This is a genomic window from Campylobacter mucosalis, assembly GCF_013372205.1.
Taxonomy (GTDB): Bacteria; Campylobacterota; Campylobacteria; order Campylobacterales; family Campylobacteraceae; genus Campylobacter_A; species Campylobacter_A mucosalis.
The window spans coordinates 1,116,843-1,133,762 of sequence record NZ_CP053831.1 but is presented as its reverse complement, the minus strand read 5'-3'; the positions used below and the strand labels follow the sequence as shown (position 1 = coordinate 1,133,762).

Here is a 16,920-nt window from a genome sequence, read left to right as displayed (position 1 = left end):
ATCTTGTGCTGTTGAGTCTTGTATCTTTTTGATGTTTTCATTTACTAGGTTGCCCATTACTCCAAATTCATCTTTGGTGCTTACTTTTATAAGTGAAGGCTCTTTTATCTCATAGTTTAGGAATTTAAAGAATGAGTTTAAGCCGTCTGTGATGTTGCCTAGGGGTTTTAAAAAATAGCTAACCGCAAAAACTAAAATTCCAACTATTAAAACTATAAATATCGTAGAAAACAAAGCCTGGTCGCGTAAAACAGTATTTAGCGTATCGTTATAGTCACTAAGCTCATTTGCTGAGCAAACTAGCCAATCAGCAACGCCATATTTCTTACAAGCACCGACTTTTTCGATACCGCCATACTCAAATCTAAATGATTTTTCGCCGTTTTGGTTATATCCATTTACCCAAATATCAACGGCGTCTTTTGCTGGTTTTGAGTCAGACATTATAAGCTTTGGATTTGGATGATAAACCAAATTTCTACTTGCAACATCAACCATAATCACTATACCAGTTGGACTATCTTTCATCTTAATTAGCGTCTGCCCAAGCCCGCTAAGATCTATATCTGAGCCAACTACGCCAACCATTTTGCCATTTATAACAACTTGCTTTACAAAACTAGCAACTATTTTTCCACTTGTGCTCTCTGGATATGGCTTAGTAGCAGTAACCTTATCTGCTTTAGCCTGCTTAAACCAACCACGATTTCTTGCATCATAATTTTCATTTTCCCCAATAAACTCAAATTTTGGATCAATACCGCCTTTATCAAAATAGGCATTTATCAAAGATCCATCATCTGCAAAGCCAATAAATAAAGCATCGATACTTGTAGCAGTAATAAGATCTGTAAATTTAGCCTTTAAAGCCTCTCTATCTTGTATTAATTCTGGATTTTTTTGCAGGTAATTAACAAGCTTTTCAACTGCCATTACTCTAGTTTTGGCATACTCTTCGATGAAAATTTCAGCCGAGCGAGTGATCGACTCCTTTGACGTTTCAGACATTCCTATCATCGCCATATTTGTCTCTTTGTAGCTTAAAAACGAGAATATCACAAACGACGACGCTAGTAAAGCGAGTATAATAACGGCAATTTTATTTGCAACTTTTTTCAACATTTGCTCTCCTTTTGTTATAATTTTAAGGCATGATTATACCCCCCCCCTATATTAAATATAGCTTTATCTAATGAAGTAGTTACTAAAAAATAAAAATTGTATTAAAAAGGATTATTAATGTTCATAGGGCAGGTTGCCCTATGATTTATGATTTAAATTCGAATTCTTTTGGATTATCAAGTGCGTAGCGGAATTGCTCCATATCTACTTTTTTATCCCAAATGGATATGATCATACAGCCAACGGCATTTCCGCATAGGTTGCCAACTGCACGCATTTCAGACATAAACTTATCAACTCCAAGTAGCACCGCAACCGTTACAACTGGTATTCCAGTGCTTGGCAGTGCTGCAAGAGTTCCTGCTAATACAACAAATCCCGAGCCAGTTACACCAACTGCACCCTTGCTTGTTATCATTAGCACGACCAAAACGCTTATTAAATGCTCTATGCTTAGCGGTATATCAAAGGCTTGTGCCAAAAAGATTACGCTTAAGCTTAGATAGATGTTTGTACAGTCAAGGTTAAACGAATATCCAGTAGGTATGATAAGTCCCACCGCACCTCTATGAATTCCGGCACATTCTAGCTTTTGCATAAGTGGTGCTAGAGCGGTTTCAGACGAGCTTGTTGCAAAAACTACAAGAACTTCTTTTGATATAAATCGCATAAATTTAAAGATGTTAACCTTTGCAAAATAGCATATAACACCAAGTACAATGAATATAAAAAATAGACTAGCCGCAGCCATAACAGCTAAAAGCTCAAGCATACCAACAAGTGAGCCAATGCCAAATTTTCCTATCAAGTATGCCATTGCAGAGTAAGCCGCAATCGGACTAAAAAGCATAAGCAAAGATAGTAGTTTAAGGACATAGTGCTGTATAAATTCTAGCGGTTTTAAACAAGCTTTTTTATGCTCAGGTTTTAAAAAAGATAGCACAATAGCAACTATAAGTGCCATAAATAGCACCTGAAGCGTATTTGAGGTTAAAAATGGAGTAATTGGATCTGTTGGAACAGCACTTTTTAGTATCGCCCACATAGAGCCAACATCGCGATCGACGTTTGTGTATTTATCAACGCTATGTGGATCTAGCTTTGTGTAGTCAAGGTGCATCCCGTGTCCAGGTTTTAATCCCTCTCCAAAAATAATACCAACAGCAAGAGCCAATGTGCTTACGATCTCAAAATATATAAACGCCTTAAAACCGATACTACCTAAATCTTTTAAGCTCTCAAGACCAACAATACCAGATACTATGGTTAAAAATATTATAGGTCCTATCAAAATTTTAAGTGCTTTAATAAAATAATCAATACCAGGCTTACTAGCCACACCAAGCTCTGGTGCCACTATGCCAACAACTATACCAGCTACTATACCTAGCACTACCCAAAATGCTAGATTTGTCGCTAGTCTTAGCCAGAAATTTCTCTCAGTTTTGCTAGTTTGCATTTTCTACCCTTATAGACTATCTTTTACTTCGGCAGACTCTATCTTATCCCCCGCACGTATATCATCAAGAACCATCAAACTATCGTCATCAACGCACTTTCCAAAGACGGTATGAACTCCGTCAAGGTGGCGTTGTGGGCTATGGCAGATGAAAAACTGTGAGCCGCCAGTATTACGACCAGCGTGAGCCATTGATAGACTTCCACGCTCGTGTTTTACCTTCTGTTCATCGCACTCACATTTTATGCAGTATCCAGGACCACCAGTTCCCGTGCCATAAGGACAACCGCCTTGAATAACAAAATTTGGTATAACGCGGTGAAAATTTAGACCATTATAAAAGCCAGATTTTATCAGGCTTGTAAAATTTGCTACGGCTTGTGGTGCTTCATCTGCAAAAAGCTCAAGCTTTATATCGCCTTTTTGTGTGTGAAATATCGCAAATTTATCTTTTTTTAACTCATCAATATTTATATCAAAAATTTTTAACTCATCATTTCTCATTTTCTGCCTTTATTCGATATTTGTATAAACCGCTTGAACGTCATCATCGTCTTCAAGCTTATCAAGAAGCTTTTCTACATCTGACATCTGCTCTTCGCTTAAATTTATAGTTGTGTTTGGTATATACTCCAAAGCTCCCTTTTTTAGCTCTAAATTTAGCTTTGAAATGCCTTCGCTTAAAGTACCAAAACTCTCGTAATCGCCGTAAATATAAAGGCTTTCATCACTACTTTCAATCTCGCTTAAGCCAAAGTCAATAAGCTCAAGTTCCAGCTCCTCTAAATCACGCTCAGGCTTAACAACCTCAAAAACGCTTTTTCTTGAAAACATAAAGCTTAAACTACCGCTAGGCAGTATCTCGCCACCGTTTTTGTTAAAAATAGCTTTAACATTTGCAACCGTTCTTGTTGGATTATCAGTTGCGCACTCAACGATGATTTGTGTCCCGTGAGCTGCCTTGCCATCATAAAAAATCGTTTTAATATCGGCACTATCTTTGCCGCTGGCTCGTTTTATGGCGGAGTCAATGTTATCTTTTGGCATATTTTGTGCTTTTGCAGCAGCGATTGCAGCACGTAGTTTTGGGTTCATATCAGGGTCAGTTCCGCCCTCTTTTGCAGCTACCGTTATGGCTTTTGCAAGTTTAGGAAAAACCTTACTCATCTTATCCCAACGTGCCTCTTTTGCTGCTCTTCTATACTCAAACGCTCGTCCCATATAATTCCTTGAAAAATAAATTTTGGTTGATTATACAAAAGTCATACTTAAATTTTTTCTACTTTATTAGGATATTTGCAAAAAATTTATAATGAGTGTTTATAATGCCTAACTATGATTTTTAGAGCAAATTTAGATGATGCAAAAAGTTGCATAAGGTTACTAAGACTGGCTATGGATGATATCGCTTATTACTTATCTGGTAGCACAGATGACGATGAATGCGATGAAATTCTAACAAGATATTTTTTGAGCGAAAAAAATAGAATAAGCCATAAAAACGTATATGTTTTTAAGCAAAATAGCCAAATTTTAGGTGCTATTTGCGTATATTTTGGTGGCGAGTTAGATGTGCTAGACGCTCAGATTACAAAAGAGCTTAAGGATAAAAATGTAAAATTTGAGCTTTTAAAAGAGTGCGAGAGTGATGAGTTTTACATAGATAGTATCGCGGTTGATGAAAATTTCCGAGGTCAAGGTATCGCAAAAAAACTAATACACCACACCTTTGATATTGCAAAACAGAATGGATACGCAAAAGTATCGCTTGTTGTTGACAAACAAAAGCTAAAAACTAGAGAATTTTATGAGAGTTTGGGGTTTAAATTTAACCAGGAAAAAGAGCTTTATGGTCATAAATATGATCACTTAATAAAGGAGATAGTATGAGAAAATTTGAAGTAGATGGCGTAAATTGTGCAAATTGTGCAAAAACGATTAAAAACTCTTTAGAAGATGAGTTTGGCAATATTGATGTAAATTTAGATGTTATGCCTAGGCAATTAAGCGTTGATATAGATGAGGCTATGATCAAGAAATTTAAAGCTGAGCTTGATGAGCTTGGTTTTAGAGTGATTAGGGAAATATAGCGTTGCAAAAATTTAAGCTAAATATCGCTGGAATGACCTGCGTAAATTGCTCAAATGCCATAAAAAGAGCCGTTAGTAAAATAGACGGAGTTGGCTATGTAAGCGTGAATTTCGCTAATGGTGTTGGTGAGTTTGAGATAAAAAATGATAGCCTAAAGCAGAGCATTATCGATAAGATAAAAAAGCTTGGTTATGAAGTTGCTTTTGATATTGATGAGTTTGAAAAGAAGCGTGAGGAGCATATAAAATTTTTAAAAATTCGCTTTATCGTGGCTGGAATTTTAAGCTGTGTCATAATGTATTTAGAGATGTTTGTAAAGCCAAATTTGGCTATAAATTTGGTTATGTTAGCACTTGCATTTTTTATCTTAGTTTATAGCGGAAGGACGTTTTTTATCCACGCATTTGGTGCTTTGAGTAATAAAAACTATGATATGAACGTTCTTGTATCTCTTGGCACAGCAAGTGCGTTTTTATACTCTTTGTTTATTGTAATCTGCGATATTTTTAACTTGAGTTTGAAATTTTTACCTGATGACTTTAAAAATGTTTATTTTTCGGGCTCAGGTATGATAATAACGTTTGTGCTTTTTGGGAAATTTTTAGAAGAACGCTCAAAAGCAAAGGCTAGTGACTACCTAAAAACGCTTATGTCTCTATCGCCAAAGACAGCACTTTTGCTTTGCCTAGACGGTCAAAACAAAGAGGTTGATGTGGCTGAGGTAAAGGTTGGCGATGTTGTGGTTGTAAAAAGTGGCTATATCATACCTTGTGACGGCGTAGTGATACAAGGAGGTGCCGAGATAGACGCCTCTATGCTAACTGGCGAGAGTTTGCCGGTTTATAAACAGCTTGGGGATATGGTTTATGCGGGTTGTTTAAATACGAATGGCTATATAAATGTAAAGGTTAATAGACTAAGCTCACAAGGGTTAATCTCACAAATAGCTTCACTTCTAAGCGACGCAAGCACGAAAAAAATGCCAATTGCTAGACTCGCAGATAAAATTTCAAATATCTTTGTGCCAAGCGTTATTTTAGTAGCAGTCATCACATTTTGCGTGTGGATTTTGTGTGGTGGTGGATTTACATATGCTATCTTAAGTGCTGTTTGTGTGCTTATTATATCCTGTCCTTGTGCTTTGGGATTAGCGACGCCAATTGGCATTATATCGGCATTAGCTCGTGGTGCTAGGGGTGGAATTTTAATTAAAAATCCAGAAGCTATAGAGCTTTTAAAGGATATAAAATTTGCCGTTTTTGATAAAACCGGCACACTTAGCAAGGGTTGTATCGAAATTTGCGTCAGCACTCTTACAAACGCAGAGTTATCGCTCGTGGCTGGAGTAGAGAGTTTAAGCGAACATCCGCTATCAAAGGCTGTTACAAATTACGCAAAGCAAAGTGGAGTAAATTTTAAATCAACAAATTTCGAGCTTAAAACATTAGCTGGTTTAGGACTGGTCGCAAAAGATGAAACAAATCACGTAATAATAGGCAACCAAAAGCTTTTTGAGCAAGAAAATATCAGCATAGATACCGAACAAAAAAGATTACTAGAACAGGCTTATTCTAGAGGCGAGGGCGTAATATTATGTGCGAATAACTCAGAATTTTTAGGCTTTTTATCATTTAGAGATGAGATTAGAAACGAGGCAAAAGAGGTTATAAATAGTCTAAAATCTCAAAACATAAAAACCATAATACTTTCAGGAGATAACCAAAACGTCGTAAAATCAGTCGCTAGTGAGCTTGGTATAGATGAGTTTTACGCAAATGCCTTGCCTGATGATAAGTTTAAAAAGATATCCGAGCTTAGCCAAAATGGAAAGGTTTTATTTATAGGAGATGGCATAAACGACTCTCCGTCTATAAAACAAGCAGACGTGGGTATAGCGATGAATTCAGGCTCAGATATCGCAAAAGCGGCTGGAGATATTGTGCTTGTAAAAAACGATTTAAGAAATGTGCTTGGTGCGATAAGGCTTGGAAATAGTGCAATGAGTGTCATAAAAGGCAATCTATTTTGGGCGTTTTTATACAATATAGTTTGCATTCCACTGGCTGCAGGTATTTTTTATCCAAGTTTTGGTATCCTTTTAAGTCCAGTTTATGGTGCTATGGCTATGTGCTTTAGCTCAGTTGCTGTGGTGTTAAATTCGCTTAGACTTAGAAATTTAAAATAAAGGTTTTTTATGAAATTGGGGGAAATTTATAGCGTTATCTCACTCATTTTTGCTAAAAATTTTAACGAAGTGCCAGATATTAATGACGTTTTGCGTATTAGAAAAAGTAGCAAGTGGCCAATCGCAACAGACTCTGACGCCTACAAGCTAGGTAGCGATGAATACGCAAAATTTTTAGAGAACGAAAGCATTGCTTTAATAGGCGATGATTTTATAAATTTAAATAAATTTTTTAACGCAGATTACTACATAGAGGGTGCTAGTGCTGATATTGAAAAATTTTATAAAATGTGTGGATTTGCTCCAAAATTTGGCGTGACTAGTTCTGTGTCAAATCAGTTTTTACTAATCGCAAGTATATTAAAAAATGAGCTAAACAATAACACCGCTACGCTGCTTACGAAATTTCTAACGGCATATTTTTTACCTTATGTTACTTTGTTGCAAAAGGACATAGTGGCAAATGCAAGTAGCCATTATTACTTGGCAATGGGTTATTTTTTAAAAGACTATTGCGATGAACTTATGAAAATTTTTAGTATAAAACAAAAAGGATAGCTATGAAAAAAATGTGGTCTGGTAGATTTGAGCTTGAAAGCAGTGAACTTTTAGAGGAGTTTAACGCCTCGATAGAATTTGATAAAAATTTATACCTAGAAGATATCACTGGTAGCAAGGCTCACGCAAAAATGCTTGGCGAACAAGGCATTATCACAAAGAGCGAAGCCTTGCAGATTATAAACGGACTTGAAGCTGTTTTGGGCGAGATACAAAGCGGAAAATTTGAGTTTAAAATAGCTGATGAGGATATTCATATGAGCGTTGAAAAACGCCTAAGCGAGATCATAGGCAAGGAGCTTGGTGGCAAACTTCACACAGCTCGTTCTAGAAACGATCAGGTCGCACTTGATTTTAGACTTTATGTTTTATCTAAAAATCGTGAGATAAACTCTAAAATTTATGAGCTTATATCTACCTTATCAAATCTTGCAAATTCTCACAAAGATACGCTTATGCCGGGCTTTACGCACCTTCAACACGCCCAGCCAGTTAGCCTAGCGTATCATTTAATGGCGTATGCGTTTATGTTTAAGCGTGATTTTGAACGCTTTTTAAGCTCATTTGAGAGAAACAACCTATCTCCGCTAGGCTCTGCTGCTCTTGCGGGAACGCCTCATAACATCGACAGGGATTTTGTAGCACGTGAGCTTGGTTTTAGTGGTGTTACTCAAAATGCTATGGATAGCGTATCTGATCGTGATTTTGCACTTGAAATTTTATTTAACATAAGTGTTTTAATGACCCACGCCTCAAGGCTTTGCGAGGAGCTTATTTTGTGGAGTTCACAGGAGTTTGGATTTGTTACGATTAGTGACACTTACTCGACTGGAAGTTCGATAATGCCACAAAAGAAAAACCCCGACGTGGCAGAGCTTATACGCGGTAAAACGGGCAGAGTAAATGGAAATTTAGTAGCCTTATTAACCACTATGAAAGGGCTTCCACTAGCGTACAACAAAGATATGCAAGAGGATAAAGAGGGTGTTTTTGATAGTGTAAAAACAGCCTTAACCTCGGTTGTCATACTAAATGAGATGATAAAAACTGCTAAATTTAATAGTAAAAATATGCTAAATGCGACCAAAAAAGGACATCTTAGTGCGACTGACTTGGCGGATTATTTGGTTAGGGAAAAAAATATCCCATTTAGACAAGCACACTTTATCACTGGCAAAGCAGTTGCAAAGGCTGAAAATTTAGGCGTTGACTTAAGTGAGCTTGGTGTTAAAGAACTTAAAGAAGTTGATGAAAATTTAGATGATAACGCCATCAAGGCTCTCGATTTAAACACTTCAAAAGAGGCTAGAGTTTCAAGAGGTGGCACCGCAAACAAAGCCGTAGAAGTACAAATAAACGAGATAAATAGTTGGCTTAAAAGCCAAATTTAGTCAGTGAGCCGTTTGGCTCATGTTTTGACTTAAAAAGTTGATTGTGGATTAGCCTTAGTTCTATCCCAGTCAAGTTTCTTGCCAGCAAGTAGATGAAAATGCAGGTGCATTACCTCTTGACCGCCGTTTTCACCGCAGTTTGTAATCAAGCGGTAACCACTTTTATCTACACCGATAAATCTTGCAAGTTCTTGGATAAAGCTTAGCATTTCACCCATTAAAGTCGGATCCATCTCTTGGATATTTTCAAAGTGCTTTTTTGGGATTATTAGGATATGGATTGGAGCACGTGGATTTATGTCGCGAAATGCTAGAAATTTCTCATTTTCAAGCACCTTATTGCAAGGAATTTCACCAGCTACGATCTTCTCAAAAATTGTCATTTTATCTCCTTTTTTTAAACTTCTAATTATAACAAATAAGAGCTAAAAATATCGTCTTTTTATGCGTTTTTTAATAAATTTTTACTAAAATCTACACAAAATTTTTAAAAGGTTTGACATTGAGAGATTTTGTAAATGAGATAAAAAATTGTCAAAATTTAGCCGAACTTGAAAAGATTAGGCTTGAAATTTTTGGCAAAAAAGGGATTTTAGCCGCTGGTTTTGCTAAGCTTAAAGAGCTTGATGAGAGTGCAAAAAAAGATTTTGCTGAGAGCCTAAATAGACAGCGAGATGAGCTTGGTGCTTTGCTTGAAGCTAAAAAAGATGAGTTAAATGAGTTTGAAGTTTTGGCAAAAATGAAGCAAGATGCTGTTGATATTAGCCTATTTAACGAACCTTTGCAAACTGGGGCGATTCATCCTGTTATGGACGTTATGGACAGGATTATTGAGTATTTTGTAAGTCAAAATTTCTCACTTGAAACTGGACCTTTGATTGAGGACGATTTTCACAATTTTGAGGCTCTAAATTTGCCAAAATACCATCCAGCACGTGATATGCAAGATACGTTTTATCTAAAGGATAGCCGTCTTTTACGCACTCATACAAGTCCGGTTCAGATTAGAAAAATGCTAAGCTCAAAGCCACCAATTCGTATGATAGCACCTGGTAGTGTATTTAGGCGTGATTTTGACGTTACGCATACGCCGATGTTTCATCAGGTTGAGGGACTTGTCGTGGAGCAGGGCGATAGCGTGAGTTTTGCGAATTTAAAAAGTATGCTTGAAAATTTCTTAAAATATATGTTTGGCGATGTTAAAGTGCGTTTTCGCCCTAGTTTTTTCCCGTTTACTGAGCCTAGTGCCGAGGTTGATATTAGTTGTATTTTCTGTCACGGCGAGGGTTGTCGGGTTTGTAAGCACACCACTTGGCTTGAAGTTTTAGGTTGTGGGGTAGTTGATCCAAATGTATTTAAGGCAGTTGGCTATAAAGATGTGAGTGGTTATGCCTTTGGACTTGGTGTTGAGCGATTTGCGATGTTGCTTCACAGAGTGCCTGATTTAAGGTCGCTTTTTGAGGGAGATTTAAGATTATTGGAGCAGTTTAGATGATAATTTCAAAAAATTGGTTAAATGAATGGGTTGATTTAAGTGCTTTTGGCACGGAGAAAATTTTAAAGACACTAAACTCGATTGGCTTTGAAGTTGATGGTTTTAAAGAGATAAAAATTCCACAAAATATAGTCGTAGGATATGTAACTAGCAAAGATAAGCACCCAGACGCTGATAAACTAAACATATGCCAAGTCGATATCGGCAGTGAAATTTTACAAATTGTTTGTGGTGCAAAAAACGTTGAAGCAGGGCAGTTTGTGCCAGTTGCCCTAATCGGTGCGGTTATGCCAAATGGACTTGAGATTAAAAAAGCAAAGCTTCGCGGGGTTGAGAGCTGTGGTATGATTTGCTCATCAACTGAACTTGGACTTGCAAAGACAAATGACGGCATAATGGTGCTTGATGAGAGTATTGGCAAACTTGAGCTTGGTAAAAAAATTGCCGATTTTGAGTGCTTTAACGACGCGATTATTGAGATTGATATTACCGCAAATAGAGGCGACGCAAACAGTATAAATGGTATCGCTAGAGAGCTTGGCGTCGCACTTGATCTAAATTTAAAAGAGAGCACTCCTTATGAGGACGCTGATAATCTACCAGGCATAGGCAGACTCATATCTTTACGTGCCGATGAGGGCCTAAACAGCTCGGTTTTATATAAGGCTGTTGGGATAAAAGAGAAAATTTGTGAAAACCTACTTACTTCGCTTCGTTTGGCACTTATGGATTGCAAAAAGACAAATAATTTAGAAAGATTGCTTGATTATGCTACATACAGCACTGGAGTTTTGTTTAGGGCTTATGATTTTGACAAACTTTCAGTTGATGAACGTGCAAATTTTGATATTAAAAAAGGCAAAAACGAAGAAAGCATTATAAGTAGCGATGGTAAAATTTTAGGCGTTGTGGGTGTGTATCAGAGTGATTTTGCAAGGATTAGCGATGATACAAAAATAGCCATTATAGAGGCTAGTTTTAGCAGCCCAGATGTCATAGCCCAAACAACCGCTCTTGATAAACAAATGCCAAGAGATGAGCATTTGTATCGATCTAGTAGAGGTAGTGAGCCATTTTTGGCATTTGGTGTTGAGTTTTTGTTTAGAAAATTTAGCACATTTAAAGAACTTGCTCTTTATGGTGGAGTTTCGCAACACGTGATGAAACGTGAGCAAAAAATGCTAAATTTCTCACTTGCTGAGATAGATAAGATGATCGGTCAAAAGATAGAAAGAAACGATATTTTAAGGATATTAAAAAAGCTTGGTTTTGAGATAAATTTTAACCAAGAGGCTGAAATTTTTAATGTCAAAATTCCACTATTCCGTCACGATATCGTAAATTCTCACGATGTTTGTGAGGAGATTGTCAGGATTGTTGGTATTGATAATATCGCTTCAAAACCGATGAAATTTAGTGAAGAAAACCGCCTAAATAACACCTATAAACGCTACAAATTTGCACTAGATTTAAGAAAAAAATCAGCAAGTGCTGGATTTTTTGAGAGCGTTCATTATGTTTTTGATAGTGCCGATGAGCTTAAAATTTTAGGCTTTACACCTTGTAAAGCGCAGATTGCAAATCCTATAAATAACGAGCTAAACGAGCTTCGCCCAACGCTTATAAATCATCTTTTAAGCTCGGCTGAAAAAAATATAAAAAACCAAAAACGCTCGGTAAAACTCTTTGAGTATGGTGCTGTTTTTAACCAAAATGGCGATCAAAGCTCACGTTTTGGCTTTATCCACGCTGGACTTTTAAAAGAGCCAAGCCTTGTAAATGGTGTTAAAATCGCCGAAGTTGATTTTTTAAGCTTTGCAAATAGTATTAAGAACGTAATAGGCGAGTTTGAGCTAACAAAAAGCGATGAAATAGCCTATTTAAGCCCATTTGAACAGGCTAAAATTTATAAAAATGGCGTAGAGATAGGTTATATCGGACGACTTCATGTAAAATTTGCAGACCTTAGAGATCTGCCTAAAACGTATCTTTGCGAGATCTATTTTGACGCCCTAAATCACGAGCCTATTAAGGCCGTGCCTTACTCAAAATTCCCTAGTATTAGCCGTGATTTAAGCCTTATCGTGCCTAGTGATATGGAGTTTAGGCTTATAAAAGAGGCAATAAATGAGCTAAAAATTCCTACCCTAAAAGAGTTTTTGCCAGTTGATATTTATCACTCAAATGAGCTTGGTAAAAACGTAAGTTTAAGTGTGAAATTTACATTTCAGGATATGAACTCATCGCTTACGGATGATGAAGTAGCCGTGCTAATGGATAAAATTTTAGCCAAGCTAAATGAAAAATTAAGCGTAGGTATAAGATGAGAGTTTTTGCTCAAACAAAACCGCTAATTGCAGAGCTAACAAATATCGCATCTGATAAGTCAATCTCTCACAGATGTGCGATTTTCTCGCTTTTAAGCGATAAAAAAAGCGTCATAAAAAACTATTTAAGAGCCGAAGACACGCTAAATACGCTAAATATCGTGCGTGAACTAGGGGCCGTTATAACTGATGAAAACGGCACTATAACGATCACTCCACCAGCAAAAATCGCCGAGCCAAAGGTGGTTTTAGAGTGCGGTAACTCTGGGACTGCGATGAGAGTTTTTATGGGGCTTCTTGCCGCACAGGACGGATTTTTTGTGTTAAGTGGCGATAAATACCTAAACAATCGCCCAATGGCACGTGTTGCAAAGCCACTTATTAAGGTCGGAGCTAGGATTGATGGCACGAGCGACGGCGATAAAGCACCACTTTGTATACGTGGCAAAAAGCTTGATTATTTTAAATTTAAGAGTGAAATCAGCTCTGCTCAGATTAAGACCGCTTTGCTTTTAGCCGGGCTTTACTCAAATGGTTGTGAGTTTAGCGAGGATGAGTTAAGTCGTGATCACACTGAGCGAATGTTAAAAGGTATGGGTGCTAAAATTAGCGATGAAAACGGCGTTATAAAGCTAGAAGCGATGACTAAACCATTAAATCCACTTGAAATTTCAGTGCCAAACGACCCAAGCTCAGCCTTCTTTTTTGCAGTCGCCGCTTGTGTTGTGCCAGGCTCACATATCGTGCTAAAAAACGTGCTTTTAAACAAAACTCGCATTGAAGCTTATAAAATTTTAGAAAAAATGGGTGCTGATATAAAATTTACAAAAACTAGCGAAAAATACGAAGAGATCGGCGAGATAGAGATAAAATACGCCAAACTTAAAGCTGCCGATGTAAGCGAAAATATCTCGTGGCTTATTGATGAGGCACCAGCTTTGGCTGTGGCTTTTAGCGTTGCACAGGGCGTAAGCACGTTAAGAAACGCTGCTGAGCTAAGGGTAAAAGAGAGCGATAGGATAGGCGTTGTCGTGGCTGGTCTTAAGGCTTGTGGTATTGAAGTTAGCGAGTTTGATGATGGATTTAGCGTAAAAGGTGGCGTGGCAAAAAGTGCTGTTATTGACAGCCACGGCGATCACAGGATAGCGATGAGCTTTGCGATTTTAGGGCTTAGCTGTGGTATGGATATTTTAAAGAGCGAATTTATTGCCACATCGTTTCCAAATTTTAGTGATATTTTAAGGCAAATGGGGGCTAGGGTTGAAGATTGAACTTGCTAGTAGTTATGGCTTTTGTTTTGGCGTAAAAAGGGCGATAAAAATCGCTGAAAATGCCAAAGACGCTTCAACGATCGGACCACTCATTCACAACAACGAAGAGATAAACCGCTTAGAGCAAAATTTTAACGTAAAAACGCTTGACGGCATTAACGATTTAACCGATGAGAAAAAGGCGATCATCCGCACTCACGGCATTACAAAAGCCGACCTTGAAAGCCTAAAAAACAGCGGGATAAATATCATCGACGCAACTTGCCCGTTTGTTACAAAACCACAGCAAATTTGTGAAAAAATGAGCGATGAAGGCTATGATATCGTCATCTTTGGCGATGAAAATCACCCAGAGATTAAGGGTGTAAAGTCCTATGCAAAGGGCAAGGTATTTGTCGTGCTTGATGAGAGTGAGCTTGAAAATATAAGGCTATCTCAAAGGGTCGCCGTTTTAAGCCAAACGACACGAAAATTTGAAAAATTTAGCCAAATTGTTAATTTTTTAATGTTAAAAGTTAAAGAGGTTAGGGTTTTTAACACTATTTGTAATGCCACTTTTGAAAACCAAGAAGCTACAAGAGAGCTATCAACTCGTGCCGATGTGATGATAATTATCGGTGGTAAAAACAGCTCAAACACAAAGCAACTTTACTACATTTCAAAGCAGTTTTGTGATGATAGCTACCTAATAGAAAACGAGGCCGAGCTTGAAAAATCGTGGTTTGAAGCTAAAAATTTATGTGGCGTGGCAGCTGGAGCTAGCACACCTGATTGGGTTATTCAAAGGGTTGTGGATAAGATTAATTTAATAAAAGGTGAGATGTGATAAAAGTTCTGTTTGTCTGTCACGGCAATATCTGCCGAAGCACAATGGCGGAGTCGGTTTTTACACACATTGTAAAAAAGCGTGGGCTAAGCGATAAATTTCAGATAAACTCAGCTGCAACAAGCACCGATGAGATAGGCTTTCCTCCGCATTTTGGCACAGCAAATAAGCTAAAAAGCCTAGAAATTCCGCTCGTGCCACACAGAGCCGTTCAGATTACAAATCAAGATTTTAAAGATTATGATTACATAATTGCTATGGATACTCAAAACATTAAAAATTTAGCAAAATTTACTAGTTTTGACGCTAAAAAAACCTTTAAGCTTTTAAGCTTTGCTGGGCTTGATAGGGATATTGCTGACCCTTGGTATAGCGGAGATTTTGATAAAACTTACGATGATATTATGCTAGGACTTGAAGGCTTTTTAAAAGAGCTAAAATTTATTTTTTAAATTTAGCACCAAATAAGCCTTTTTTGGCTAAAATCAGGCAATTTACTCTTTTTTGGTAAATACTAAAATTTTCAAAGGATTAAGATGGCTGTGAACAAAAGCGTTCAGTTTAAGGCAGACGACATTGACGATGTTGATTTTGCTGCGATGTTAGAGGAGTCTTTTAAAAAGACTGAAGAGGATAGCGAAGGCACTATCGTTGAGATTAGAGGCGATGAGGCTTTAGTGGATATTGGTAAAAAGTCAGAGGGTAGATTGCCACTTTCTGAGATTACAGACGCAAAGGGAAATTTGCTTTACAACGTAGGTGATACGATAAAGGTTGTAATCACTGGTCGTGGTGTTGTATCTCACAAAAAAGCACTTAGAAAAGAGAAAGTTAAAGCTTTCATTGACGCTTACGATCCTGAGAAATTTGCCGAGCCGATTGATGTTAAAATCGTTGGTAAAAACAAAGGTGGGTTTGTCGCTACTGACGCAAATGGTGTTGAATTTTTCCTACCAAAAACTCAAAGTGGATTTAAAAATTCAAACGATATAGTCGGCAAAAGCTATAAAGTAAAAATAATAAAAGTTGATAAAGATGAGCAAAGTATCGTAGTTTCACGCAAAAAACTACTTGATGAAGACAGAAAAAAACGCAAAGAGGCACTTTTAGGCATAGTTGATAACGCTGATGTAATGGAAGGCACTATCAAAAAAATCACAACCTATGGTATGTTTGTAGACGTTGGCGGTGTTGATGGCTTGGTTCACTACAGCGAGATAAGCTACAAAGGTCCAGTAAATCCAAGTTCTATTTACAAAGAGGGCGATAAAGTTTTAGTAAAAGTTATGAGTTATGACAACGAAAAACGCCACCTTTCACTATCTATAAAAGCTGCAACTCCAGATCCTTGGGATGAGATAAAAGATGGCTTAGAAGTTGGTGATACTATAAAAGTTATAGTTAGTAATATCGAGCCTTATGGTGCATTTGTCGATCTTGGCAATGATATTGAGGGCTTTTTGCACATCTCTGAAATTTCGTGGGATAAAAATATCAAAAATCCAAAAGATCACATAACTGAGGGCGAAGAGATTGACGTTGAAGTTATTGAAATAGACGCTAAAGATCGTAGATTAAGAGTGAGCCTTAAAAATTTACTACCAAAACCATTTGATGAGTTTAAATCTAAATTTAAAGAGGGTGACGTAGTAAAAGGCGTGGTAACTACAACTACGGCTTTTGGTGCATTTGTTCGTATAGGTTGTGTTGAGGGTTTATTGCACAACGAAGATGCGTCTTGGGATAGAAGTCAAAAGTGCAAAGATATCTTTAAAGTTGGCGATGAGATAGAAGTTAAAATTTCTAAAATCGACGACAAAGAGCAGAAAATTTCACTTAGCATAAAAGAGCTAAAACAAAGCCCAGTTGGCGAATTTGCTAAAAAACACAATATCGGCGAAGCTATAAAGGGTAAAATTCGCGATATCAAAGATTTTGGCGTGTTTGTTGAGCTTGGCGAAAATGTTGACGCGCTTATTAGAAAAGAAGACCTTGGCAATGTAGATGTGGCTACTTTAAACATAGGCGATGATATAGAGGCAAGTATAGCCTTTATAGATGAAAAGAAAAATCGCATACGTCTAAGCATTCGCCAGTTGGCTCGTGCAAAAGAGCGTGAAGTTCTAAACGAGATAAATAGTGATGACAAGATGACTCTTGGCGACATTATTAAAGAGCAATTAAAATAATAATTT

General features: G+C 37.3%; 15 protein-coding genes and 1 pseudogene. 11 read left to right on the top strand and 5 right to left on the bottom strand.

Features of this window, described 5'->3' with window-relative positions:
* Positions 1–354: 354 nt before the first annotated feature.
* The 4 genes and pseudogenes from CMCT_RS09570 to CMCT_RS05940 all read right to left on the bottom strand — a co-directional run.
* A pseudogene (locus tag CMCT_RS09570) lies at positions 355–933 on the bottom strand (cache domain-containing protein); the annotation flags it as partial.
* 334 nt (positions 934–1,267) lie between these two features.
* Complete coding sequence (locus CMCT_RS05950; RefSeq protein ID WP_034969674.1) at positions 1,268–2,581, bottom strand: cation:dicarboxylate symporter family transporter; 1,314 nt, start codon at positions 2,579–2,581, stop codon at positions 1,268–1,270.
* Between the two features lie 9 nt (positions 2,582–2,590).
* Positions 2,591–3,085 carry a peptidylprolyl isomerase gene (locus tag CMCT_RS05945; protein WP_034969671.1) on the bottom strand — a complete coding sequence of 165 codons (495 nt, stop codon included), beginning with the start codon at positions 3,083–3,085 and terminating at the stop codon, positions 2,591–2,593.
* A 9-nt stretch (positions 3,086–3,094) separates the two neighbouring features.
* Positions 3,095–3,802 (bottom strand): YebC/PmpR family DNA-binding transcriptional regulator, encoded by a 708-nt coding sequence (locus tag CMCT_RS05940; RefSeq protein ID WP_034969669.1) that lies wholly within the window; start codon positions 3,800–3,802, stop codon positions 3,095–3,097.
* 114 nt (positions 3,803–3,916) lie between these two features.
* Between CMCT_RS05940 and CMCT_RS05935 the strand changes: the two genes are divergently transcribed.
* Genes CMCT_RS05935 through argH form a run of 5 tightly spaced genes read left to right on the top strand, consistent with a single transcriptional unit; the run spans position 3,917 to position 8,806 of the window.
* Positions 3,917–4,471, top strand: a complete 555-nt coding sequence (locus CMCT_RS05935; RefSeq protein ID WP_176325064.1) for a GNAT family N-acetyltransferase — start codon at positions 3,917–3,919, stop codon at positions 4,469–4,471.
* A complete protein-coding gene (locus tag CMCT_RS05930) occupies positions 4,468–4,671 on the top strand; it encodes a heavy-metal-associated domain-containing protein (RefSeq protein ID WP_034969666.1) in 204 nt (67 codons plus the stop codon). Before CMCT_RS05935 ends, CMCT_RS05930 begins: the two co-directional genes overlap by 4 nt.
* A 32-nt stretch (positions 4,672–4,703) precedes the next feature.
* Positions 4,704–6,857, top strand: a complete 2,154-nt coding sequence (locus tag CMCT_RS05925) for a heavy metal translocating P-type ATPase (protein ID WP_176325137.1) — start codon at positions 4,704–4,706, stop codon at positions 6,855–6,857.
* A 9-nt stretch (positions 6,858–6,866) separates the two neighbouring features.
* Positions 6,867–7,415 carry a hypothetical protein gene (locus CMCT_RS05920; RefSeq protein WP_034969663.1) on the top strand — a complete coding sequence of 183 codons (549 nt, stop codon included), beginning with the start codon at positions 6,867–6,869 and terminating at the stop codon, positions 7,413–7,415.
* A 2-nt stretch (positions 7,416–7,417) separates the two neighbouring features.
* Positions 7,418–8,806, top strand: coding sequence for an argininosuccinate lyase (gene argH / locus CMCT_RS05915; protein WP_034969661.1), 1,389 nt, complete (start codon positions 7,418–7,420; stop codon positions 8,804–8,806).
* A 29-nt stretch (positions 8,807–8,835) separates the two neighbouring features.
* Here argH and CMCT_RS05910 read toward each other — a convergent pair whose 3' ends face one another.
* Entirely contained in the window at positions 8,836–9,189 is a 354-nt protein-coding gene (locus CMCT_RS05910) for a histidine triad nucleotide-binding protein (RefSeq protein WP_034969658.1), read from the bottom strand.
* A 119-nt stretch (positions 9,190–9,308) separates the two neighbouring features.
* On the opposite strand from CMCT_RS05910, the gene pheS reads away from it, so the two are divergent.
* The 6 genes from pheS (at position 9,309) to CMCT_RS05880 (ending at position 16,914) form a co-directional block, all read left to right on the top strand.
* Positions 9,309–10,301, top strand: coding sequence for a phenylalanine--tRNA ligase subunit alpha (gene pheS, locus CMCT_RS05905; RefSeq protein ID WP_169753281.1), 993 nt, complete (start codon positions 9,309–9,311; stop codon positions 10,299–10,301).
* Positions 10,298–12,628 (top strand): phenylalanine--tRNA ligase subunit beta, encoded by a 2,331-nt coding sequence (pheT, locus tag CMCT_RS05900; protein WP_176325063.1) that lies wholly within the window; start codon positions 10,298–10,300, stop codon positions 12,626–12,628. Before pheS ends, pheT begins: the two co-directional genes overlap by 4 nt.
* Positions 12,625–13,899, top strand: a complete 1,275-nt coding sequence (aroA, locus tag CMCT_RS05895) for a 3-phosphoshikimate 1-carboxyvinyltransferase (RefSeq protein WP_034969656.1) — start codon at positions 12,625–12,627, stop codon at positions 13,897–13,899. The genes pheT and aroA overlap by 4 nt, the downstream gene beginning before the upstream one ends.
* Positions 13,889–14,725, top strand: a complete 837-nt coding sequence (locus CMCT_RS05890; protein WP_034969653.1) for a 4-hydroxy-3-methylbut-2-enyl diphosphate reductase — start codon at positions 13,889–13,891, stop codon at positions 14,723–14,725. The genes aroA and CMCT_RS05890 overlap by 11 nt, the downstream gene beginning before the upstream one ends.
* Positions 14,722–15,177: a low molecular weight protein-tyrosine-phosphatase gene (locus tag CMCT_RS05885; RefSeq protein WP_034969651.1), complete on the top strand. Its 456-nt coding sequence runs from the start codon at positions 14,722–14,724 to the stop codon at positions 15,175–15,177. Before CMCT_RS05890 ends, CMCT_RS05885 begins: the two co-directional genes overlap by 4 nt.
* A gap of 84 nt (positions 15,178–15,261) precedes the next feature.
* Positions 15,262–16,914 carry a 30S ribosomal protein S1 gene (locus tag CMCT_RS05880; RefSeq protein WP_034969648.1) on the top strand — a complete coding sequence of 551 codons (1,653 nt, stop codon included), beginning with the start codon at positions 15,262–15,264 and terminating at the stop codon, positions 16,912–16,914.
* Positions 16,915–16,920: the final 6 nt, after the last annotated feature.